Below are 21,513 nucleotides of genomic sequence, written 5' to 3'. Positions count from 1 at the left end.
GGTTTTGCTTTGAAAACGGTCATCGCATGACCAGACCGGAAGTTGGCACGGAATCTGCTTCGGTTAATTTTCGTAAGGATTTGCCGCGCTGCACAATGACGCGCCGGCAGCAGGAACGAAGGCAGGACAGGCGGATGACGGCCGATCGCGCAGCGGAACAGACGGGCGGCAGGGTGCTGGTGCTGGGCATCGGCAACATCCTGTGGGCGGACGAGGGCTTCGGGGTGCGCGTGGTGGAACATCTGGCCGCGCGCCACGCTTTCCCGCCCCCGGTCGAGCTGATGGACGGCGGCACGCAGGGGCTGTACCTGCTGCCGCATCTCGAAGACCTGGCCGGGCTGGTCATCGTGGACGCCATCGACTTCGGCCTGCCGCCCGCCACCCTGCACCAGGTGCACGGCGCCGACGTGCCCGCCACCATCGGCGCGCGGAAGATGAGCCTGCACCAGACCGGCTTCCAGGAGGTGCTGGCCCTGCTGGACCTGCGGGGCCACGCGCCGCGCCGGGTCTCGCTGATCGGGGTGCAGCCGGTGACCATGCAGGATTACGGCGGGGGCCTGACCGAGCGCGTCGCCGCCTGCGTGGCCCCCGCCGCCCAGGCCGTGCTGGACCTGCTGGCGCGCGAGTACGGGGTGCGCCCCCTGCCCCTGCCGGGCCGGGCCGAGATGGGGGCCGGGCTGATGACCCCGGCGGTGGCCCGCGCGCCCTACGAGGCCGGCCGCCCGGACGAACAGGCGGCCTGCCGCCATGGCGACGAACGCCTGCTGGCGCGGCTGGGGGCGTAGGCGCATGTGCGTGGGCATTCCGATGACGGTGCGCGCGGTGCACGGCGCAATGGCCGACTGCGAGGCCGACCAGCCCGAAGGCGTCCCGGCGCGCCGCGAACAGGTGGATATCGCGCTGGTGCCCGACGCCCGGCCCGGCGACGAGCTGCTGGTGTTCATGGGGCTGGCCCGCAGCCGGCTGGGCGCGGAGGAGGCCCGCAGCATCCGCGCCGCCCTGGCGGCGCTGGCCGCGCTGGCCGCACCCGGCGGGGACGCCGCCCATGTGCAGGACGTGGTGGCGCGCGGCTTCGCCGACCTGTGCGACGCGCCGCCGCGCCTGCCCCCGCATCTCGAAGCGGCGCTGGCCGCCGGTCTGGAGGAAGCCTGATGTCCGTTCTACATGACTCGCCCCTGGTGGCGGGGCTGATGACCCGCCACGGCATGGCGCTGCTGCACGATGCGGCGGACGCGCCGCGCGGGCTGGTGCTGCTGTTCCTGCCCAGCCACGCGCGGCCGCATCTGGAAACGCCCGATATCGCCGCCGTGCTGCCCGACCTGCTGCGGGCCTGCGCCGGGCTGGTGCCGCCCGGCGCGGCGCCGGCGGGCGCGGTGGCGGACGCGGCGCTGGAATCCGCCCTGCTGGCCGAAATCGACGACCTGTCCCTGCCGGCGCTGGTGCTGCTGCATGACGGCCGGCCGGCGGGCGCCATTTCGCGCATGCGCGACTGGGACGAATACGGCCGCCGCCTGAGTGCGCTGCTGGCCCCCTTTGCCCACCCCACGCTGACGGATCAACCGGCATGAGCGCGTCCTTCGCCTTCCCCCCCATCGGCTTCGGCCCCGGCTCCACCCCGCCGGAGGGCGAGGACGGGCTGCAATATCTGGCCATGCCGTCCGGGGTCAGCGTCTATGCCGCCCACCTGCCCGAAATCGACGACCCCGCGCAGGTGCGCCCGGCCCTGGCCTTCCTGACGGGGCTGCGCGACATGGCGAGCCAGTGGGTGCCGGGCCTGTCGATGCTGCTGAAGCGCGACGGGCTGGACGCGGCCACCCGCGCGGTGGCGGACGACGCGCTGGGCGAGGGCGAGGTGTCGGTACTGCTGGAAGACGCCGCCGGGCGGATCGAGGTGCAGGAAACGGTGTTCGCGGGCGTCTGGACCCTGCGCGCCCTGTCGCCCGACCCCACCCAGCCGGCGCGCGAGCAGATGGAAATCGGCGCCTTTCCCCGCGCCGTGCTGGCGCGGGCCTTTCCCGCCCGGCCGGCGGCAGCGCCCGACCTCGCCGCGCTGGCGACCGAGGGCGTGGTGAACGCGCCCGCTATCCTGACCGAGCTTCTGGACCGCAGCGCGGCCTGGCACCCCGGTCGCGCCGCGCATGTCGTCAACCTCAGCCTGCTGCCCCACACGCCCGAGGATCTGGAGCTGATCGCCCGCGTGCTGGGCCGGGGCGGCGTCACCATCCTGTCGCGCGGCTACGGCAATTGCCGGATCGAGGCGACGGCCACGCCGCATGTCTGGCGCGTGCGCTATTTCAATTCGATGGACACGCTGATCCTCGACACCATCGAAGTGGCCGAGGTGCCCGAAATCGCCTGCGCCGCCCGCGAGGACATCGCCGATTCCGCCACCCGCCTGGCCGAGATCTGCGCGGCCCTGGCCGGACCCGACGCATGAGCGGCACGTTCCACGGCTTCGAAGGCTCGTACCTGGGCGACGCCACGCGGCTGACGCCCGACGCGGTGATGGAATGCAAGATCTGCTGGTCGGTCTACGACCCGGCGCAGGGCTGCGACACCTGGCAGGTGCCGCCGGGCACGCCGTTCGCCGCCCTGCCGGAACACTGGCGCTGCCCCACCTGCGACGGCGCGCGCGACCAGTTCATGGTCGTCCACGGCGCGGTCGCCTCCGGCCCGGTCCAGCCCGCCCCTGCCCCGGCCGCCCCGCGCCCCGAGGCCGAACGGACCCCCGCCGCGCTGCTGGCGGCCCGGCTGGAGGAAGCGTTTCGCGAAATCCATGTCGGGAAGATGCGGGGCATCCCCCTGCTGAACGAGGCCCTGGGCGTCAAGGCCGTGGGGTTTCGCGCCTACGACGGGCATCTGCTGGGCGTGCTGGTCACGCCGTGGTTCATGAACCTGATCCTGGCGCCCGGCGCGGACGATGACTGGTCGGCGCTGGCCTCGGGCGCCAAGGAGCTGATCGCCTTCCCGTCGGGCACCTACGAATTCACCGCCGTCAATCGCACGGCGCAGGGGGCGGAGTTGCCGCCGTACAAGGCGTGCGCGCTGTTTTCGCCGATGTTCGAATTTTCCACGATGCTGCAGGCCACGGACACGGCCGAGGCCACGCTGCGCGGCCTGCTGGACCCGACGCTGCACCCCGAGTACGTGGCCCCGCCGCCCCCTGCGCCCCCGGCCGCAATGGGGCGGCGCGGGCTGCTGTTCGGCGCACCGCAGGGGGCGTCGCAGCCGGGCGCATGATCGGCCACCTCACCCTTTCGGGCGGCGCCGGGGGCCGGCCCTGGCGGATGGCGGTGCAGGCGCCGGTGGATGCCGGCCGGGTCTGCCTCGGCCTGTCGCCCGCCGACGCCCTGGCCCGCGTGTCCGGCCTGTTCAGCCTGTGCGGCGCCGCGCATGGCGTGGCGGCGGCCGGGGCGATGGGCCTGCCACACGACGAGGCCGCCGAGGGTGCGATGCGCGGGGAAATCCTGCGCGATCACGCCATCGCCCTGCTGCTGGACTGGCCGGCCCGGCTGGGCCTGCCGCCGGCGCGGGCGCTGCTGTCGCGGCTGGTCGCCCGACAGGACGACCCGGCGACGCTGCATCGCGACCTGACCGGCACCGACGCCGCGATCGGCGCGCTGGATGCCGCCGGCCTGCGCGACTGGCTGGAACTGGGGCGCGACGCCACGGCCCCCGTCCTGCCGCGCGTCCTGGCCCAGTTGCGCGACACGCCCGCCGCCTGGGGCCGCGCCGCCCTGCCCCCGCTGGCGGCCCCCGATATCGCGGCGGCCCTGGACAGCCGCACCGAGGCGGCGCGGGACGCGGGCATCCTGGCCGACCATCTGGACCGTCCCGCCCTGCGCGCGCTGGTCGCGCACGAGGGGGTGTCGCTGTTCGCGCGGATGCTGGCGCGCGTGCTGGACCTGCTGGCCTGCCTGGGCGCGTCGGGGGCCGAGCTGTTCGCCCGGTCGCGCCGGCTGGCCGCCTCCTGCGCGCCGGGGGTCGGCATCGCGCGGGCGGCGCGGGGCATCCTGGCGCATCGCGCGGTGGTGCGCGACGGGCGGGTGGTGGCGTACACCGTCCTGTCGCCCACCGTCTGGCATGCCGCGCCGGGCGGGCTGATGGAACGGATCGCGGCCACCCTGCCGGTGGACCGGCGGCGGCCGGTGCTGACGGGCATGATGCTGTCCGGCGTCAATCCCTGTATCCCCGTAACGGTGGCGGAGGACTAGGCCGGATGCACGAGATGTCGCTATGTGAAAGCCTGGTCGATGTGATCGAGGACTCCGCCCGGCGGGAGCAGTTCACCCGCGTGCGGCGGATCCGGCTGGAGGTCGGGCGCTTTGCCGGGGTGGAACTGTCGGCCATGCGCTTCGGCTTCGACGCGGTCACACGCGGCACCGTGGCCGAGGGCGCGGAACTGGAGATCCTGGAGGTTCCGGGCACGGCGTGGTGTTTCGACTGTTGCGAGACCGTCAGCCTGGACAACCGGCTGGACCCGTGCCCCCGCTGCGGCGGCGTGCGGCTTCAGCCCTCGGGCGGGATGGAAATCAGGATCAGGGATATGGAGGTAGTCTGATGTGCACGACATGCGGATGCGCCGGCGACGGGGCCACGATCGACGCGGCGGACGGCCACGGCCACGGTCACGACCACGGTCATGCACACGATCATGGGCATGACCACGGACACGGCCATGACCATGCCCACGGGCACGCCGACGGCCTGCTGGACTACGGGGCCGGCCCGGCGCGCGCGCATGCGCCCGGCCTGTCGCAGGCCCGCATGGTCGAGATCGAACGCAGCATCCTGTCCAAGAACGACGGGTTCGCCGCCGCCAACCGCGCCCGCCTGGCGCGTGACGGCGTGCTGGCGCTGAATCTGCTGGCCGGGCCGGGCGCGGGCAAGACCACGCTGCTGGTGGACACGCTGCGCCGCATCGACGGCGCCATGCCCGCCGCCGTGATCGAGGGCGACCAGCAGACCAGCAACGACGCCGAACGCATCCGCGCCACCGGCGTGCCCGCCGTGCAGGTCAATACCGGCAAGGGCTGCCATCTGGACGCGCATATGGTCGGCCATGCGATGGAGCATCTGCATCTTGCGCCCGGCGGCGTGCTGTTCGTCGAAAATGTCGGCAATCTGGTGTGCCCCGCCGCGTTCGACCTGGGCGAGCATTGCCGCGTGACCCTGCTGTCGGTGACCGAGGGCGAGGACAAACCCCTTAAATATCCGGACATCTTCCAGAATGCCGACCTGGTCCTGCTGACCAAGACCGACCTGCTGCCTCATCTGGAGGTGGATATGGCCACGCTGGAGGCCAATGTGACGCGCGTCGCCCCCACGGCGCGGGTGCTGCGGGTTTCGACCCGCACCGGCGAGGGGATGGCCGACTGGCTGGACTGGCTGTCGGCGCAACGCCACGCCCTGCTGTCCGGCCTGGCCGCCGAGGCCGAGGCCCGCGCCGCCCTGCTGCGCGCGGCGGAGTAGCCGGGCCGTGAGCACCCCGCCCTCCGTCCTGGTCATCGACGACGAGCCGCGTTCGGTCGAGGTCATGGCCCGCATCCTGCGCGAGGAATTCGACGTCCATGTCGCCTCGGGCGCGGCGGAGGCCCGGGGCATTCTCGAAGCCAACTGGATCCAGGCGATCTTCTGCGACCAGCGGATGCCCGGCCTGACCGGCGTGCAGTTCCTGTCCGAGGTCCGCGACCGCTGGCCCGACATCGTGCGGATGATCGTCACCGGCTACACCGAACCCGACGACATGATCGACGCGATCAACGCCGCCGGCATCTACCAGTACATCACCAAGCCCTGGCATCCCGACCAGTTGCTGCTGGCGGCGCGCAACGCCACGCATCTGTTCGCGATGCAGCGCGACCACGAACGCCTGTCGCTGGAACTGCGCCTGGCGCCCCCGGCAGCCGAAGGGCGGCTGGTGCGCCAGCGCGAACGGGTGCGCGGCAGCTATCATTTCGAATCCATCATCCGCACGCCGACCAGCCCGCTGAACGAGACCTGCCGCCAGGCGGCCAAGGCGGCGGCCTTCGACATCCCGGTGCTGATCCAGGGCGAAACCGGCACCGGCAAGGAGCTGATGGCCCGCGCGCTGCATTACGCCAGCCAGCGCGACACCGGGGCGTTCGTCGCCGTCAATTGCGGCGCGATCCCCGACGAACTGCTGGAATCCGAATTGTTCGGCCACAGGAAAGGGGCTTTTACCGGCGCGCACGCCAACCGGCGCGGGCTGGTGGAGGAAGCCGACGGCGGAACCCTGTTCCTGGACGAGATCGGCGACATCTCGGCGGCCTTCCAGGTCAAGCTGCTGCGCTTCCTGCAGGAAGGCGAATTCCGCGCGCTGGGCACCAACGAGACGACGCGGGTGGATGTGCGCGTCCTGGCCGCCACCCATCGCGACCTGCGCGAGGAGGTGCGGGCCGGCCGGTTTCGCGAGGACCTGTATTTCCGCCTGTCGGCCATGGTCCTGACCATCCCGCCGCTGCGCGACCGGCCCGACGACGTGCGCGTGCTGGCCAACCACCTGCTGGACGCCGCCTGCCTGCGCCACGGGCGGCACGTCCGGGGCTTCACGCCCGACACCATGGCCGCGCTGATCCGCCACGACTGGCCCGGCAACGTCCGCGAATTGCAGAACGAGGTGCTGCGGATGCTGGTGCTGGCCGAACAGGACGCGCTGGGGGTGGAACTGCTGTCGCCGGGCCTGCGCGCGACCGGCGACGGCGACGGCGCGCGGCACGGCGTGGGGCCGATGGACAGCATTCCGCACACCGGCCCCCTGCAACAGCGCATGGACGTGCTGGAAGCGCAGATCCTGATGGAAACCATCGTGCGCTGCGGCTGGAACAAGAGCCTGACCGCGCGCGAACTGGGCTTGTCGCGCGTCGGGCTGCGGGCGAAGCTGGATCGGTACGGCATCGTGCCGAATGCCGGACAACGGACGATACAGTAAGGAACCGACGCAATGTGTCTGGGCATTCCCGGCCAGGTGATGGCCATCCTCGACGAGGACGCGACAATGGCCGAGGTCGAGATCTCGGGCGTCCGGCGCGCGGTCGATGTGCTGTGCGTGGCCGAGACGGGGCGCCCGCTGTCGTCGCTGGTGGGCGCATGGGTGCTGGTGCATGTCGGCTTCGCCATGAGCCGGATCGAGGAAGACGAAGCCCGCGAAACCCTGCGCCTGCTGGCCGAAATCGGCGAACTGGACGGCGAACTTGCGATCATGCGCGCCAGTGACCCAGATCGGGCATCGCCCGAACCCACCAGGGCCTGAGAGGCTGGCATGAACTGCGCCCTGTTGGCGATCCGACGCGCGTTTCCTGTGCTTCGGTGCTCACGGCCATGAAGGCCGCTCCGCTCCGATGCTCGGAACCACACGCCGGGCGTGCCGCTGCGCGGCACTCTCGCTCAACAGGCCACAGTTCATGCCGGCCTCTGCGGCCCTGGACCCCGATCATGAATAAACGACTGGGTTTCCAAAGGGCGCTGCCCTTTGGCGGGTTTCAGGGCGGAGCCCTGAGGCAGATTGCCCCAAGGAACAGCCGATGAGATTTGTCGACGAATTCCGCGATCCTGCCCTGGCCGATCGCCTGTTTTCCGAAATCGCCCGCGTCGCCGAGCGTATCGGCCGCACGCGCGCGCGGCCCGTGACGGTCATGGAAGTGTGCGGCGGCCATACGCACACCATCTTCCGCTACGCGCTGGATGCCCGCCTGCCCGGGAATGTCGAATTCGCGCATGGTCCGGGCTGCCCGGTGTGCGTGCTGCCGATGGGGCGCATCGACGACGCCATCGCGATCGCGCGGCGGCCCGAGGTGATCTTCACCACCTTCGGCGACGCGATGCGCGTGCCCGGCGCGAAGGGCACGCTGTTGCAGGCGCGCGCCGCCGGGGCCGATGTGCGGATGGTCTATTCGCCGCTCGACGCGCTGGCGCTGGCGCGGGCCAATCCCGACCGGCAGGTGGTGTTCTTCGCCCTGGGGTTCGAGACCACGGCGCCCTCGACCGCGCTGACGGTGCTGCGCGCAGCGGCGGAGGGGGTCGGGAATTTCTCGATCATGTGCCAGCATATCACCATCATCCCGACGCTGCGCGCGCTGCTGTCGCAGGACGATTTCGCGGTGGACGGATTCATCGGCCCCGGCCATGTCTCGATGGTGATCGGCACCCGGCCCTACGATTTCATCGCCACCGACTTCCATCGCCCGCTGGTGGTGGCGGGGTTCGAGCCGCTGGATATCCTGCAGGCGCTGCTGATGGTGCTGCGCCAGGTCGCGGCCGGCGAGGCCCGCATCGAAAACCAGTATGCCCGCGTGGTGCCCGAAGGCGGCAATCCGGCCGCGATGGCGGCGATCGACCGGGTCTATGAAACGCGGCCGACGTGCGAATGGCGGGGGCTGGGTAGCATCGCGGGGTCGGGGCTGGGCCTGCGGCCCGCATGGCGCGCGTTCGATGCCGAGCAGCGGTTCGCGGTCACGCCGCATCACGTGGCCGATCCGGGGGCCTGCCGCTGCGGCGATGTGCTGACGGGGCGCATCCGCCCGCCGCAATGCCCGGCGTTCGGCGCCAGTTGCACGCCCGATTGCCCCTCGGGCGCGCTGATGGTCTCGTCCGAGGGCGCGTGCGCGGCCTATTACCAGTATCAGGGCCTGAAAGGCGCGGCATGAACGACCACACCATCCCCGGCATCGGGTCCGACGGGCGCATCACCCTGGCCCATGGCGGCGGCGGCACGGCGATGCGCGCGCTGATCGACGGCGTGTTCCTGCGCGCCTTCTCGGACGACCCCGCGGCCCCCCAGGAAGACCAGGCGCGCTTCGCCCTGGCCGACCTGGCCGCGCTGGGCGACCGGCTGGCCTTCACCACCGATTCCTTCGTGGTCGATCCGCTGGAATTTCCCGGCGGCGACATCGGCACGCTGGCCGTCTGCGGCACGGTGAACGACCTGGCGGTGGGCGGCGCGCGGCCGGTGGCGCTGTCGGCGGCCTTCATCCTGGCCGAAGGGCTGGACCTGGCCCTGGTGCGGCGCGTCTCGGCCTCGATGGCGGCGTGCGCCCGCGCGGCGGGGGTGCGGATCGTGACCGGCGACACCAAGGTGGTGCCGCGCGGCGCGTGCGACGGGCTGTTCGTCACCACCACCGGCATCGGGGTCATCCGTCCGGGGTGCGCCATCAGCATCGCCGCCGGCCGCCCCGGCGACGTGGTGATCGTGAACGGCACGCTGGGCGACCATGGGGCCGCCATCCTGTGCGCGCGGGGCGACCTGGCGCTGGATGTCGCCCTGGGCAGCGACTGCGCGCCGCTGAACGGGCTGACCGACGCCCTGCTGGATGCGGCGCCCGACGTGCGCTGCATGCGCGACGCCACGCGGGGCGGGCTGGCCGGGGTGCTGAGCGAACTGGCCGAGGCCAGCGGCGTCACCGTGCGGATCGACGAGGCCGCCCTGCCGGTGCGCCCCGAGGTCGCCGGCGTGTGCGAGATCCTGGGGCTGGACCCGCTCTATCTGGCCAACGAGGGCAAGCTGGCCGCCGTGGTGCCGGCCGCCGCCGCCGATGCCGCCCTGGCGGCGATGCGCGCCCACCCCCTGGGGCGGGAGGCGGCGGTCATCGGCCGACTGGAGGCCCCCGCATCGGGGCGCGGGGCGGTGCATCTGGCCAACCGGTTCGGCGGACAGCGCGTGGTGACCATGCCCTCGGGCGAACAACTGCCGAGGATCTGCTGAGATGAGGTCTGCCGACATGGACGCCGGGTCGCCCGCCACGGCGCCGGGGGCGATGCGCGCGCTGCTGGCGGGGCTGGCGGCGGTCAACATCGCCGCCTGGGGCTGGGCCGAATACGCGCTGGGCGCGCAGCCCGTGTTGATGGCCTCGGCCCTGCTGGCGTGGACCTTCGGCCTGCGCCACGCGATGGACGCCGACCATATCGCGGCCATCGACGTGGTGACGCGCAAGCTGATGACGCAGGGGCGGCGGCCGCTGTGGGTGGGGCTGTCGTTCTCGCTGGGGCATTCCAGCGTCGTCATCCTGGCGACGCTGCTGCTGGCGGTGGTGCCGGCGCACGGGTGGCTGGACCGCTGGCACCTGATCGGCGGCACGGTGGGGTCGGTGGTCTCGATCTCCTTCCTGCTGGTCATGGCGCTGGCGAACATGGATGTGGCGCTGACCCAGTGGCGGGCCCTGCGCGCGGGGGCGGGGGCGGGCGCGGAACCCTCCGTGCCCGGCGGGCTGCTGGTGCGGCTGTTCCACCCGGCCTTCCGCCTGGTCAGCCGGGGGTGGCAGATGTACCCGCTGGGCTTCCTGTTCGGGCTGGGCTTCGACACCGCGACCGAAATCGGCCTGCTGGGGCTGACGGCGGCGCATGCGGCGCACGGGCTGGGGCTTGCGGGCGTCATGGTCTTTCCGCTGCTGTTCACGGCGGGGATGGCGCTGGTGGACAGCATCGACGCCATGCTGATGATCCGCGCCTTCGGCTGGAGCGCGCGGTCGGGCCGGCGGCGCATGGTCTATAATCTGGTCGTCACGCTGGCCTCGGTCATGGCCGCCGTCGCGGTGGGGCTGGTCGAGGCCGTGCAGATGCTGGGTGACGACGGGGCCGCCCCGGCCGGGCTGGCGGTGCGGGCGGCGCGGGTGCTGGGCGATCATTTCCCGGCGGTGGGGCTGGGCATCGCCGCCCTGTTCCTGGCCATCTGGGCGGTGTCCGCCGGGCTGGACCGGCTGGCGCCCGCGCGGCGTCCGTGAACGCCGTCCGCCCGTGCCCGTCGCGCTAGGGCAGAAACTCGGCCAGCGCCAGGGGCTGGCCCATGGGCTGGCCATGACCGCGCGCATGCGCGAGACGCTGCGCGTGCTGCGGATGTCGCAGACCGACCTGGAACGTTTCATCGCCGCCCAGGTCGATGGTAACCCCCTTCTGGAACGCTTCGACCCGCCGGCCTACGCGCGCGAAGGCCCGGCCCGCGCCGAAGCCGGGGGGCTGGACGATGCCACCCTGCGCGTGCCGGCCGGCCCCATGACCATCCGCGAACGGCTGCTGCGGCAGATGATGCGGGCGATGCCCGACGGCGCCGACCGGCGGATCGGCGCAACGCTGATCGACGAGCTGGACGCAGCGGGGCGGCTCGCCGCCGACAGGGCGGAACTGGCCCGCCGCCTGAACGTCACGCCCGAACGCATCGAGGCGGTGCGCCAGCGGCTGATGCGCTTCGACCCGGTGGGGGTGGCGGCGATGTCGCTGGCGGAATGCTTCGCGGTGCAGTTGCAGGCGCGCAACAGGTTCGACCCCGCCATGGCGGCGCTGCTGGCGAACCTGGACCTGCTGGCGCGGGGCGAGCGGAGCCGGCTGCGCGCGGCCTGCGGCGTGGACGCCGACGACCTGGCCGAGATGATCGCCGAACTGCGCGCGCTGAACCCGCGCCCGTGGGCCGAGGACGTGGCCGAACCCGTCCAGACGCGCATCCCCGACCTGATGGTGCAGGAAGGCCCCAACGGCACGTGGCGCGTGGCGGCGGCGCAGGACCTGTCCGAAACGGTCGGGCTGAACACCGCCCTGACGGACCGGCTGGGGTCCCTGCGCCACGAGGACGAACGCAAGCGTGTCGCCGGCTGGCTGTCGGGCGCGCGCTGGCTGGTGCATGCGCTGGCGCGGCGTCAGCACAGCCTGATGGTGGTGGGCGAACATATCCTGTTTCGCCAGGCCGATTTCATGACGCGCGGGCCCGAGGCGCTGCGCCCGCTGACCATGCGGCGCATCGCCGACGACGTGCGCCTGCACGACAGCACCATCAGCCGCATCGTCGCCAACAAGCATATCGCCACGCCGTTCGGGCTGTTTCCCCTCAAATTCTTCTTTTCGGCGGGCGTCGAGGGCACGGACAGCGAACTGCGCGCAGCCGGGGCCGCCCGCGCCCACATCCGCCGCCTGATCCACGAGGAATCGCCCGACGCGGTGCTGTCCGACGCACGGATCGTCCAGGCACTGCACCAGATCGGCTTCGCCCTGTCGCGCCGCACGGTGGTCAAATACCGCGAGGTGCTGGGCATCGGCTCGTCGTTCGAGCGGCGCAAGACGTACCGCGCGGCGGACCATCGCAGGACAGGCCGGGTGTCGCCCGACCCCGGCAAGGACCGAGGCCCGCGCATCCCATCACATTCATAAAGTCCGAGGCCTTGGGAGGAGATTATGCCGTTCGAAAAAACGGCTGATTGGCGGGGGGAAACAGAATGTCGGCTGTTAGGCGGGGATATTAGAAAAGCGGCCATTCGTACCGTCGACGTTCATAACAGCTACGCGCCAATCTCAGTCATTCAACGCTTTGCCGTGAAATTCCAAAAGTCGCCATTCAATCGGGGTCGGACCGGCGTTGGTGTGAAAGCGGTGTGATCGAAAGGATCTTTCATTATCTGGCAGCAGATCACCACAATGAGTACATGATGATCGACAGCACCATTGTCCGGGCGCACCAGCATAGTGCGGGAGCCCTGAAAAAGGGGGCGCTGATCAGGCCATCGGACGATCCCGGGTCTGGTTGACCACAAAGATCCATACCATCTGCGATGCTCTGGGCAACCCGGTAGAACTCGATATTACACCGGGACAGGATGCGGATATCAACCGGGCTGAACCGATGCTGGAAAACATTGACCCGGATGCCTTCCTGGCCGACAGGTCGTATAACGCAGACAGGTTGATCGACAAACTGACAAAGCGCGAGATTGCCCCGGTTATCCCGCCAAAACGCAACCGAACGACACAACGCGAAACAAACTTCGCCCTTTACAGGGAACGAAATCTTGTCGAACGCTTCATTAACAAACTCAAACGGTTCCGCGCCATTGCAACGCGCTACGACAAACTGAAATCCACTTTCCTCGCAGCCGTTCAGTTCGCCTCAGTCGTCATTCTGCTTAACTGACGACACGCCGTAGTATGCGCTGAAATCAGGTAGTCACAGCGCCATGCAGTGCGGCGAAATGAAACCCCATCCGCTCGTCTTCGGATAGGAACTGTGAAACTCCGTCGACTTGGAGTGCCGCGATTAGCTTGCGATCGAGGCAAGTTTCGAAGAGGAGGTTCTGATCTTCGACTGGGTGCGAAAAACGCGATCCAGCCCACCAATTCACAGGGTGATAATGTTTGGCCATCAGCAGGGCGAAGGTAAGGGGCGAGAGCTTGCGAGCCGATGCCCAGCGGTCTTCACCGGACATACCGATGTGAAAATGAGCGCCGGGATGGCGCACGTTCTTGTATTGTTTTTCGCTGTATTCGAAGCGGATTCGCGGAATGAAGGTGCGTACCGGAATCGCCGAAGCGAGTTCTGCAAACTCTTCATCGCTCCAATGCCCCTCGTCGCGCTCTTTTTCGTAGCTGCGGTACTCATCGAGGGCAGCCGGCGACCCGCTAAGGCGGGGATTCGGGTAATAGGCAAGAGCGTACTCGGTCTCGCTTGTGTGCGAGAATTGGAAGAAGGACAAATCACTCAGAAGGAAATTATAGTGCGAAAGGGCAAGGCCCTTTTCGTAGACCGGTGCGTAATCCCTCGTTGTCAGCGCAAGCTGGTTGAACGACGCCGAACGGGGCAACGCGCACGTATAGACACTCGACTGCCACAATCCTTGGGCGGTGTAGAAGTCGATCGCCGCCCGAATGCTCGTATTGAAATCGGCAAGATTCATCACTCCTCCTCGAGCAGGTTTGCCATGTCATCCTGCGAGAGGTTGAACTCGCTTCTGATGCGATCGACCCGGCGTTTCGCTTCCAGGAGGCGCGCATGCTTCTCTTCAAGGCCCCGCTGGATTGTGTTGAGGTTGGTCATGTCGGGCATGACGAACTCGATGCGTGGACTCTTGGAGAGTGCCATCACGACTTCCCCCCTCAGCCTTGCGAAATTTTTGTTGTTACATCCGAAGATGCGCAACCAGCCCTTGGTACGGGTAAAAGCCACGAAAAGCTTGTTGCGGCCCAGGCGCGTTTCGAGCACGGCGGCATCGGCGCCTAACACGATGACGACAGCGGCCTCGTTACCCTTGGCCCGGTAAACGGTGCTGAGAGTCACCTTCCCATCGATGCGGAAGGCGGGCTCGCTGTAGGGATTGTTTAAGATGTTGTTGCAAGCGATGTCGGACTGCGCCAGCAACCCTGATAGCTTGGAGAAGTAAGATTTAGAGGCCCGATCATCAAGGCAGACGACGAGAATCTCGTCGGCCTTAAGACCATCGTTCACGAACTTACGGATCTCGATCACAGCGTGTTCGACTTCCGCCGCAAGGTTATCGGCCCCGATGATCTCAACGAGGTTCACGCCCGGCGGGCTGTCGAGCGTGGTCGGGCTGTTGGCCATCGGCCGCTCGACAATGCAGAGACTGCCCGCGGTGAAGGTCCCGTCGATCACGTCGTAGCCGACATCTTCCCAGTGCTTCTCGTTCTCGAGCATCTGGACCGTCTTGCCGTAGACGCCGAAACCGAGGGAGTGGGCCAGGACTAAGATTTCGCGCTGGTTGCGGTAGGCACGTTGCAGAACGAAATCGTTGGTATCTGTGCCGACCGGCAGGCTGCGTGCAAGCGATATGCGTGGTTCACCGTCGTGGTCCTGCCCGAAGAGCTGCTCGGGCTCGCGCACATTGACGTCAAATACGTTCTGTAGCTCGTCATAGGCCCAGATGATCTGCTTCTGGTCGCGCTTGCCCTTAGCCAGAAAGAAGCACATCTGGTAGAAACCGTCGGGAAAGTCCTGCCCTTCGTCGACGAGGATGATGTCGTAGTAGGGTGAGAGCACCTTAGCGTCGACCAGTTCGCGGCAGACGGTTCCGAAAGGATCGGCGGCGCTGCGCACGTCGCTGAACGAACGCGGCACGAGACCTTCACGGATGCAGGCCTCGCGATAGACACCGGTAAGGTTAGAGCGGCCCCAGCCATGGCGGACGTGCAGATTGTCCCAGTTAGGATCGACTTCGGCGAAGTGGCGATGGAAGCGTGTGATCATCCGCTCCATGACGTCACGCAGGCTGCGCGTGTAGTACGTAATGAGAATCTTGGCATTGGGATTCTCAATGTGTGCGAGGGCCGCCTTCATGGCGAGGATGACTGTCTTGCCGGTGCCGGCCAGCCCGCGGATGCGCTGCGGACCACGGATGGACGTGAGCGCGACAGAGCGCTGGGCGGCATCGAAGTTGTAGATGACCGCTTCCAGTTCCCGGTAGGCGCGCGCGATGTCCGATAGTGTATCGTCGTCCTCGGCTTCGGAGAGTTGGCCGAGCGCCTTAGCTCCTTCGACGATGGCGCGAACTTCGTTGCGCTGGGCGTCGGAAAGGGGGCCGCTTTCTTCCTTAAGGATGCGAACGAACTCAGCCTCGGTGCGTGCGATTTCGATTTCCTCGTTGTCGTACGGCTCGCCGAGATTAGGCGCGTAGAGGACAGGGACGACTTCGAAGATCAGCTGCCGGCGTTTCTTGAGGGCGAGACTCTTGCCCATGAGCGATTCGGTGGAAGCGGCGACTTGGGCGATGGTCTGCGCATCGCGGCGCAAGTCGCGTGCATTAGCCGCGAGCGATATCTTCAAAAGTTTTAGGCCATGATCCTTGCCTAGAATGGTGAGATCAGCGCTATGCGGCCGCCCATCGTAATCCTTAACTTTGGGCCATCCGGCATAGAGTACGATGTCGTCATCGGCGGCATAGACATCCCCAGCGCGGATCTTGCGGATGACTTCGCCGGCTACGGCATTAATGGGGTCACCGCTTACGGTGGGGATATATGAAATCGACATCGGGCACTTTCTACAGGATAGCTGGGTTAAAACCTAGGGCTGCGCCGTCTTCCCTTCAAGCCTGCGACGCTTTCTAGCCCAAACGGCAGGAGCGGGACTGGGTCGCCTGAGTCGATCTAGGCAACGCCGCCGCCAAATACCTGCTGACTTTCTTGCAGTCGATTGGCACTATCCAACATTAGCGCCTCCCGCAGCCGAGGGCATCCGGACCAGATTGAATTGGGGCTGGCGTCGTGCGTTTCGCTAGCAGGGTAAAGCCAGTTGCGTCCGACGAAAAAATCCATCCCTGATCCACAGTTCGATCGCAGCCGGACCTTCGCACCGTGATCCATCCTTCTTCGTGCCACCGCGCGATCAGTGCTGCGATCGGGCGGAAATGCGGGTCGTAGAGGAAGAACAGCAGCTATAGCGCGGTCATTCCGCAAGTCGTCTGTCCGCTACCGACCCATGCTTCATGTCCGCTATGCGTAAAGTGATCTGGACAACAGTATGTCCGAGATGAAGGCGACTGCCGCCTGTCTGCTCCTGCATCACTGAGCGGACAGGCAGATCAGGGGGAAACCTGACAGTCGACTTTGATGGCATGAACGCGAAAAAACAGACTCACTTTCCGAAGTCGGAACTTTTTTAGATCGGTGGGAAGAACGTCTCCGATAAATTCGCGGTGGTTCAGTTCGATACTATTCAACCTTACGCGAGATGTGTCATTGTATTCTTTCAGATCCAATAAACGAAGAGTAACAGCATGACGCCTTGGCTATTAAATCTCGATGTTAAATGGTTCAAAGCAATATATAAATTAGCATTGTGGGGACTAATTGGCCTACTTGTTGCCATAATGCAAAGAAACGATTTTTTCTACTATGGTACAGCAGAAAATATAATGGGAACTATAAATGGGATTTATATGAAATCTTCTGTCGTGCTAATAGTTGTTATTTTTATAACAGGCATAATTTCTTTATTTGCACCGAAAAATTTAACAGTTAGAACCTTCTCTCTCGATGAGATTTCGACAAATGTTCAGTCTCTAGTCTCTTTTTTTTGGTGCCAAGCAATATATTTTATATCGAATAGTTATCATGCAGGGGCAACTGATGCACTAAAGGGGATGTGGAGGGAGACTCTATATCATGCTATCATGTTTGCAATATCAGTTTTATTGCTTCAATTCCTGGTGACAAAATTTCAGCCCTCTTCTCAAAAATGAGATGAAAGCCACCGTTCCCCAAGCATAAGTTTCCATTATTCCCTTCGGACAGATGGTGTATCGAGTTGGTGTAGTGTTATTTTTGGGTTTCCATTCCAGTTTATGTCATAAAAAAGCAGGAGTAGTATGACATTACCAAATCTATATTTCCTTTCATTCATGGTTACTAACAGCCGCTCGTAAGCAGGCTTCGTCCTAGACATGCTGAACAGCGTGCTTTGCTGTACATGCAGAGCAAGATCGTTCAGCATGACGCCAGTTTGCCCAGTGGCGAAGTGCTACAATGGCGGCAAGTCGGGCCATACAGGGGGCACTAATTTTCAAAGGGCTGTGTAGCATGAGACAGGCTAGGCCCTAGCTTACAGGCGACCAAGCCTTGTGCCTGCCTCGAACCGGAAGCCGCACTTCGCTATCTGACACGCGAACAACGGTTTCGTCCCCGAAGCAGCCTGTCGTGGGTTACATGACAATGTCCGCTTACGGGATGACCGCATTCAAGCAAACAAGTCCGAAAAGAAGGCGCAACCAGCCGTGTTGCAAGCGGTATAATCGCCTCTTCTTTGAGGAACGACGCTTCCATCACGCGGTAAGTCTCGGATTCTTGGTGCTTGTCGCCCCCAAGAAGGCCAGCGGGGCCGATTGAAGCGAAGGCAAGGGCCGAGGCCCTTGCCGAGTTCGGGCAGCAGGGCGACCAGTTCCGCCGCCTCGCGCTTCGACAGGCCGGCCGCTTGCAGGTCCACCGTGCCGTCGCCGGCCGGAACCGCGTGCAGGGCGCGTAGCGCGGAGCCGGACAGCAGGGCAGCTTCGTGCATGTAGTCGCGGAAGGCCTCGAAGGTCTGGGGCATCGGCTCGTCGTTCGAGTGGCGCAGGACGGGCCGGGTGGCGCCCGACCTGCCCGCGCGGCGCACTCACTGCGCCGAAAATGTCCCGTAGCAGAACGGTTATTCTTCGTAAGCGGCCAGCAGCACCCGGTCCGAGGCCGCGTGGTCGGGGAATGCGGCGTGCTGCCCGGCGGCCTCGGTTTCCGGCAGGCTGAACTGGCTGACCAGCCCGTTGAGCCTGCCACTTTCGTCGGCCAGGCTGCGGGAGGTGGCGTGGAACTGGTCGGCGACGCCGGTGTTCTGCTGGGTCGTCTGGTCCAGCGACCCCACGGCGGCGTTGATTTCCCCCAGGCTGGAGGATTGTTCCCTGGCCGCGATGGCGATGGCGTCCAGGTGCTGGCCCATTTGGCCGATGAACGCGGCGATGGTCCGCAGCGCCCCGCTGCAATCCTTGACGCGGCCCGCGCCCTCCTGCACGTCGGCGGCGGTCCGGCGGATCACCGTGCGGACATCCAGGGCGGCTTCGGCGCATTTCTGCGCCAGCGATCGCACTTCGGTGGCGACGACGGCGAACCCCCTGCCGGCCGTACCGGCCCGCGCCGCCTCGACGCTGGCGTTCAGCGCCAGGAGGTTGGTCTGGAAGGCGATGCCGTCGATCACGTCGACGATCGCGGCAATCTGCGCCGAACCCTGTTCGATGCGGCCCATGGCCGCTTCCGCCTCGTGCGTGATCGCGGTGGACGTCGCGGCGGACTGGCGCGCCCGCGCGCCGATCTGCTGGGCGTCTTCGGATCGTTTTGCCGTATCCTCCACGCTTCGGGCGATGCCCGCCACGGCGGCGGCCGTCTGTTCCAGGGCCGCCGCCTGCGTTTCGCTGCGGCGCGCCAGGGTGTCGGCCCCGGCCGCCAGCCCGTGGGTGCCGTCGCTGATGACGTGAATGGCGCCGGACATCCGGGAAAATGTCGCGGCAAGCTGCGCCAGGGACTGGTTGAAATCGTGGCGCAGGGGCTCGAACGCCTTGGAAAATTCGGTCTCGATCTGGAAGGACAGGTCGCCCCCGGCCATCCGCTTCAGGCCGGCGGCCAGGGCGCCCGTGGCCTTGCGTAGCCACTCCCGCGCTTCGGCTTCGGCTTTCTCCTGAATGGCGACACGTTCGGCCTCGGCCTGCCGGCGCTGGATTTCGGCGTCCTGCTCCAGCTTCCGCTTCGCGATGGCGGCGGCGCGGAAGACGTCCAGCGAGCGGGAGATCGCGCCGATCTCATCCCCCCTGTGCGCCAGCGGAAACGTCAGGTCCGTCTGGCCGCCGGCCAACCTGGTGATGGACGCATTGATTTTCTGAAGGGGCCGCAGAATGTTGTACACCACGACAAGGACGGCGACGACCACGACGACGAACAGGGCGACATACGCGGCATAGACCCGCCGGAGCGTCATCCGGTATGTCACCCCGGAGTCCAGCGCATAGGACGCCGCGTCCGTGATGCTGCCGTCCATGAACGACGTGAGGGTGCCGGACACTTTCTCCTGCAATTCGATCAGTTGCTGGCCTTCGTTCAGCAGGGCATGGCTCTTGTCCTGCGAAACAACCCAGTTCTTGAACGTCGTGTCGTGATATTCCTCATATTCGGACCATTCCTCCTGCAAATTGTGGAACAGGGCCTGGTCGTTGTCCGAATTGATGAACGGCACATAGGCGTCGATGGCATGCGCGATCTTTTCGGAAATGGCGGTGCTGCTGGCCGAAAGCGTCGCAAATTCCTCGGGCGACGACGTCGTAAGCTGCTGGATCTCGACCGCGCGGAACGTGCGGATCTGACTGTCGATCGCGGCCAGTATCTTCAGGCTTGCAAGCGACTGGTGGGCGATCTTTTCCACCCGGCCGTTGACATGGGTGAGGCCGTCTATCGAAAATTTTCCGGAAACAACGCAGGAAATGGAAATAAGTAATAAAATGATACCCAGAGAGAGTTTAATGCCAACCGACCGCACAGGGTATCCCTTCGATTATTTTCGTCTTCCTGCCGATGCCATGAACCCAATATTTTGCGCCCGCACAGCGGCGTAGATCACCCGCGCGAGTCTATGAAATCTCCAGGAGACCGCATAATGAAGATTATATTTAACGGGTGACGGCCGAAGCCGCTTTGTGCCGGCGCCCCCGCCGGGCGATAGGGGAAAAGGAAGGCCGGGCGCTGCCCGAACCCACCAGGGCCTGAGGCCCTGGACCCCGATCAGGGATAACGGATTGGTTTCCAAAGGCCTGTGGCCTTTGGCGGGTTTCAGGGCAGAGCCCTGAGATTTCTTGCGAAATGCGACCTTCGCGCCTATGAGGCAGCGCCCCGCCTTCAGCGGGCGCGCGGCCCGATTTCGGGCAGCAGGGCGATCAGTTCCGCCGCCTCGCGCTTCGACAGGCCGGCCGCCTGCAGGTCCACCGTGCCGTCACCGGCCAGGATGGCGCGCAGCGCGCGCAGCGCGGGGCCGGACAGCAGGGCGGCTTCCTGCATGTAGTCGCGGAAGGCCTCGAAGGTCTGCGGTACCCAGCGTTCGACCAGGGTCAGGATGGCGTCGGCATAGGCGCGGATTTCGTACTGGGCATGGGCGTCGGCGCGCAGGCGCAGGAAATGCAGCAGGTTCCACAGATTGATCTGCCAGTAGAACTGCGTCATCACATTGACCGGCAGGGTCATGCGCGCCAGCTCGCGCGCCACCACCGGGCGCGTGGGGTCGACGATGTTGCCGGCCTCGTCCTGGTTCAGCATTTCCAGGTAATGGTCGTAGCAGCGCGTGGCGTCCTCGCGCAGCAGGGCCAGCACCTGTTCTGCGGCGTCGGCGGGCAGGCTGTCGCCGCGCCCCTGCTTGTTGCTGGACGACTGGCGGGCGATGTCCTCGGGCCGGGGGAAGTAGAATTCCTTCTCCAGCACCGAATAGCGCGCGGAATATTCGTTGATGCTGGCGGTGCGGTGGCGGAACCACTGCCGGGTGACGAAGATGGGCGCGCGGACGTGGAACTTGGCCACCGCCAGTTCGAACGGGCTGGTGTGCCGGTTCCGCATCAGGTAGCGGATCAGCCCCCGGTCGTCCGAGGTGCTGCGCGTGCCCTTGCCGTACGACACCCGCGCGCCCTGCACGATGGCCGCGTCGCCGCCCATATAGTCGATCAGTCGGACGAATCCGGTCTCCAGCACCGGCAGGGGGGTGTACAGCGCGTCCTCGGCGGCGGGGACGACGGTGCGGCGGGTCTGGGCCCAGCCGGCGCGGGCGGCGTCGATTTCCGATTGCTGGTCCGTTGAAAACATCTGCTTCCCGCCCTGTCCGTGTGGTCCGAAGGGGGCGCATATCACGAAACCCCCCGCTTCGCGACCGTGGCGTGCGCCACACCGCTTGCCAACGGCGGCCGCCAACCCTATATCCCATGGTGCCGGAGGGGTTCGCCCCTTGGCTATGGCGATAAACGGCACGTGGAATAAATGTTGTGGACCCGGGGGCGGTACCCGGCGTCTCCACCAGAACGCTCTCCGCTACGACCCTTCGGGGCAGGGAGCCATGGGGACGAAACAGGCTCGACACGCATGGTAAAGACCTGCCTTTTGCCCGGTATTGTACCACCGTCATCGGGCTAAATCACAAGTGCCAACGATAACTCTGAGGTGCTCGCTGTCGCTGCATAAGTGACAAGCGCGGTTCGGGAGGGCACCGGGCAACAGAAGCCCTCCCACTTTGCCGCC

General features: G+C 66.4%; 20 protein-coding genes, 1 other RNA gene and 1 pseudogene. 17 read left to right on the top strand and 5 right to left on the bottom strand.

The genetic code is table 11. The features are described from left to right. Window positions 1-134 precede the first annotated feature (134 nt). The 15 genes and pseudogenes from HLH21_RS12250 to HLH21_RS12180 all read left to right on the top strand — a co-directional run. Complete coding sequence (locus HLH21_RS12250; RefSeq protein WP_182944034.1) at window positions 135-785, top strand: HyaD/HybD family hydrogenase maturation endopeptidase; 651 nt, start codon at window positions 135-137, stop codon at window positions 783-785. Continuing rightward, entirely contained in the window at window positions 748-1,152 is a 405-nt protein-coding gene (locus HLH21_RS12245; protein WP_246379665.1) for a HypC/HybG/HupF family hydrogenase formation chaperone, read from the top strand. The genes HLH21_RS12250 and HLH21_RS12245 overlap by 38 nt, the downstream gene beginning before the upstream one ends. Beyond that, entirely contained in the window at window positions 1,152-1,568 is a 417-nt protein-coding gene (locus HLH21_RS12240; RefSeq protein ID WP_182944033.1) for a thioredoxin domain-containing protein, read from the top strand. The genes HLH21_RS12245 and HLH21_RS12240 overlap by 1 nt, the downstream gene beginning before the upstream one ends. Next, window positions 1,565-2,437 (top strand): hydrogenase expression/formation protein, encoded by an 873-nt coding sequence (locus tag HLH21_RS12235; protein ID WP_182944032.1) that lies wholly within the window; start codon window positions 1,565-1,567, stop codon window positions 2,435-2,437. Before HLH21_RS12240 ends, HLH21_RS12235 begins: the two co-directional genes overlap by 4 nt. Further along, on the top strand, window positions 2,434-3,240 hold the full coding sequence (gene hybE / locus HLH21_RS12230; RefSeq protein ID WP_182944031.1) for a [NiFe]-hydrogenase assembly chaperone HybE: 807 nt from the start codon (window positions 2,434-2,436) through the stop codon (window positions 3,238-3,240). The genes HLH21_RS12235 and hybE overlap by 4 nt, the downstream gene beginning before the upstream one ends. Next, on the top strand, window positions 3,237-4,214 hold the full coding sequence (locus tag HLH21_RS12225) for a nickel-dependent hydrogenase large subunit (protein WP_182944030.1): 978 nt from the start codon (window positions 3,237-3,239) through the stop codon (window positions 4,212-4,214). Before hybE ends, HLH21_RS12225 begins: the two co-directional genes overlap by 4 nt. Window positions 4,215-4,219: 5 nt before the next feature. Then, on the top strand, window positions 4,220-4,561 hold the full coding sequence (hypA, locus tag HLH21_RS12220; protein ID WP_182944029.1) for a hydrogenase maturation nickel metallochaperone HypA: 342 nt from the start codon (window positions 4,220-4,222) through the stop codon (window positions 4,559-4,561). Beyond that, window positions 4,561-5,472 carry a hydrogenase nickel incorporation protein HypB gene (hypB, locus tag HLH21_RS12215; protein ID WP_182944028.1) on the top strand — a complete coding sequence of 304 codons (912 nt, stop codon included), beginning with the start codon at window positions 4,561-4,563 and terminating at the stop codon, window positions 5,470-5,472. Before hypA ends, hypB begins: the two co-directional genes overlap by 1 nt. Before the next feature lie 7 nt (window positions 5,473-5,479). Further along, window positions 5,480-6,952: a sigma-54-dependent transcriptional regulator gene (locus HLH21_RS12210; protein WP_182944027.1), complete on the top strand. Its 1,473-nt coding sequence runs from the start codon at window positions 5,480-5,482 to the stop codon at window positions 6,950-6,952. Window positions 6,953-6,964: 12 nt separating this feature from the next. Continuing rightward, entirely contained in the window at window positions 6,965-7,273 is a 309-nt protein-coding gene (locus tag HLH21_RS12205; protein ID WP_182944026.1) for a HypC/HybG/HupF family hydrogenase formation chaperone, read from the top strand. 271 nt (window positions 7,274-7,544) lie between these two features. Continuing rightward, window positions 7,545-8,666 carry a hydrogenase formation protein HypD gene (hypD, locus tag HLH21_RS12200; RefSeq protein WP_182944025.1) on the top strand — a complete coding sequence of 374 codons (1,122 nt, stop codon included), beginning with the start codon at window positions 7,545-7,547 and terminating at the stop codon, window positions 8,664-8,666. After that, a complete protein-coding gene (hypE, locus tag HLH21_RS12195) occupies window positions 8,663-9,721 on the top strand; it encodes a hydrogenase expression/formation protein HypE (protein WP_182944024.1) in 1,059 nt (352 codons plus the stop codon). The genes hypD and hypE overlap by 4 nt, the downstream gene beginning before the upstream one ends. 1 nt (window position 9,722) lies before the next feature. Further along, complete coding sequence (locus HLH21_RS12190; protein ID WP_220789794.1) at window positions 9,723-10,736, top strand: HoxN/HupN/NixA family nickel/cobalt transporter; 1,014 nt, start codon at window positions 9,723-9,725, stop codon at window positions 10,734-10,736. A gap of 13 nt (window positions 10,737-10,749) precedes the next feature. Next, window positions 10,750-12,150, top strand: a complete 1,401-nt coding sequence (gene rpoN / locus HLH21_RS12185; RefSeq protein ID WP_182944023.1) for an RNA polymerase factor sigma-54 — start codon at window positions 10,750-10,752, stop codon at window positions 12,148-12,150. Window positions 12,151-12,350: 200 nt separating this feature from the next. After that, window positions 12,351-12,907, top strand: a pseudogene (locus HLH21_RS12180) (IS5 family transposase); the annotation flags it as partial. A 25-nt stretch (window positions 12,908-12,932) separates the two neighbouring features. On the opposite strand, the gene HLH21_RS12175 reads toward HLH21_RS12180, so the two are convergent. Further along, entirely contained in the window at window positions 12,933-13,667 is a 735-nt protein-coding gene (locus HLH21_RS12175; RefSeq protein WP_182944022.1) for a DUF2290 domain-containing protein, read from the bottom strand. Continuing rightward, window positions 13,667-15,757, bottom strand: a complete 2,091-nt coding sequence (locus HLH21_RS12170) for a DEAD/DEAH box helicase (protein WP_182944021.1) — start codon at window positions 15,755-15,757, stop codon at window positions 13,667-13,669. Before HLH21_RS12170 ends, HLH21_RS12175 begins: the two co-directional genes overlap by 1 nt. 745 nt (window positions 15,758-16,502) lie before the next feature. Between HLH21_RS12170 and HLH21_RS12165 the strand changes: the two genes are divergently transcribed. Further along, window positions 16,503-16,967 (top strand): hypothetical protein, encoded by a 465-nt coding sequence (locus HLH21_RS12165; RefSeq protein WP_182944020.1) that lies wholly within the window; start codon window positions 16,503-16,505, stop codon window positions 16,965-16,967. Window positions 16,968-17,461: 494 nt separating this feature from the next. Here HLH21_RS12165 and HLH21_RS17040 read toward each other — a convergent pair whose 3' ends face one another. From HLH21_RS17040 to thyX, 3 genes are all read right to left on the bottom strand, one after another. Beyond that, complete coding sequence (locus tag HLH21_RS17040; protein WP_246379664.1) at window positions 17,462-17,812, bottom strand: hypothetical protein; 351 nt, start codon at window positions 17,810-17,812, stop codon at window positions 17,462-17,464. 96 nt (window positions 17,813-17,908) lie between these two features. After that, the gene (locus tag HLH21_RS17240) at window positions 17,909-19,777 is read right to left on the bottom strand and encodes a HAMP domain-containing methyl-accepting chemotaxis protein (RefSeq protein ID WP_182944019.1); all 1,869 of its coding nucleotides are present in this window, start codon (window positions 19,775-19,777) and stop codon (window positions 17,909-17,911) included. 356 nt (window positions 19,778-20,133) lie between these two features. Beyond that, window positions 20,134-21,084 carry an FAD-dependent thymidylate synthase gene (gene thyX / locus HLH21_RS12150; protein WP_182944018.1) on the bottom strand — a complete coding sequence of 317 codons (951 nt, stop codon included), beginning with the start codon at window positions 21,082-21,084 and terminating at the stop codon, window positions 20,134-20,136. 81 nt (window positions 21,085-21,165) lie between these two features. On the opposite strand from thyX, the gene ssrA reads away from it, so the two are divergent. After that, window positions 21,166-21,505, top strand: a transfer-messenger RNA (tmRNA) gene (ssrA, locus tag HLH21_RS12145). Window positions 21,506-21,513 lie beyond the last annotated feature (8 nt).

It is taken from the genome of Gluconacetobacter johannae (genome assembly GCF_014174305.1).
In the GTDB taxonomy this organism is placed as follows: domain Bacteria; phylum Pseudomonadota; class Alphaproteobacteria; order Acetobacterales; family Acetobacteraceae; genus Gluconacetobacter; species Gluconacetobacter johannae.
The sequence above is the reverse complement of the archived record's forward strand: the minus strand, read 5'-3'. Positions and strand labels throughout refer to the sequence as shown.

What these genes read in the sequence shown, in the direction of transcription:
- thyX (WP_182944018.1), bottom strand. Translation starts at nt 21,084, where the DNA reads ATGTTTTCAACGGACCAGCAATCGGAAATCGACGCCGCCCGCGCCGGC.
- HLH21_RS12235 (WP_182944032.1), top strand. Translation starts at nt 1,565, where the DNA reads ATGAGCGCGTCCTTCGCCTTCCCCCCCATCGGCTTCGGCCCCGGCTCC.
- hybE (WP_182944031.1), top strand. Translation starts at nt 2,434, where the DNA reads ATGAGCGGCACGTTCCACGGCTTCGAAGGCTCGTACCTGGGCGACGCC.
- hypE (WP_182944024.1), top strand. Translation starts at nt 8,663, where the DNA reads ATGAACGACCACACCATCCCCGGCATCGGGTCCGACGGGCGCATCACC.
- HLH21_RS12205 (WP_182944026.1), top strand. Translation starts at nt 6,965, where the DNA reads ATGTGTCTGGGCATTCCCGGCCAGGTGATGGCCATCCTCGACGAGGAC.
- HLH21_RS12240 (WP_182944033.1), top strand. Translation starts at nt 1,152, where the DNA reads ATGTCCGTTCTACATGACTCGCCCCTGGTGGCGGGGCTGATGACCCGC.
- hypB (WP_182944028.1), top strand. Translation starts at nt 4,561, where the DNA reads ATGTGCACGACATGCGGATGCGCCGGCGACGGGGCCACGATCGACGCG.
- hypA (WP_182944029.1), top strand. Translation starts at nt 4,220, where the DNA reads ATGCACGAGATGTCGCTATGTGAAAGCCTGGTCGATGTGATCGAGGAC.
- HLH21_RS12190 (WP_220789794.1), top strand. Translation starts at nt 9,723, where the DNA reads ATGAGGTCTGCCGACATGGACGCCGGGTCGCCCGCCACGGCGCCGGGG.
- HLH21_RS12165 (WP_182944020.1), top strand. Translation starts at nt 16,503, where the DNA reads ATGACGCCTTGGCTATTAAATCTCGATGTTAAATGGTTCAAAGCAATA.
- HLH21_RS12170 (WP_182944021.1), bottom strand. Translation starts at nt 15,757, where the DNA reads ATGTCGATTTCATATATCCCCACCGTAAGCGGTGACCCCATTAATGCC.
- HLH21_RS12225 (WP_182944030.1), top strand. Translation starts at nt 3,237, where the DNA reads ATGATCGGCCACCTCACCCTTTCGGGCGGCGCCGGGGGCCGGCCCTGG.
- HLH21_RS12175 (WP_182944022.1), bottom strand. Translation starts at nt 13,667, where the DNA reads ATGAATCTTGCCGATTTCAATACGAGCATTCGGGCGGCGATCGACTTC.
- HLH21_RS12250 (WP_182944034.1), top strand. Translation starts at nt 135, where the DNA reads ATGACGGCCGATCGCGCAGCGGAACAGACGGGCGGCAGGGTGCTGGTG.
- hypD (WP_182944025.1), top strand. Translation starts at nt 7,545, where the DNA reads ATGAGATTTGTCGACGAATTCCGCGATCCTGCCCTGGCCGATCGCCTG.
- HLH21_RS12245 (WP_246379665.1), top strand. Translation starts at nt 748, where the DNA reads ATGGCGACGAACGCCTGCTGGCGCGGCTGGGGGCGTAGGCGCATGTGC.
- HLH21_RS17040 (WP_246379664.1), bottom strand. Translation starts at nt 17,812, where the DNA reads ATGCCCCAGACCTTCGAGGCCTTCCGCGACTACATGCACGAAGCTGCC.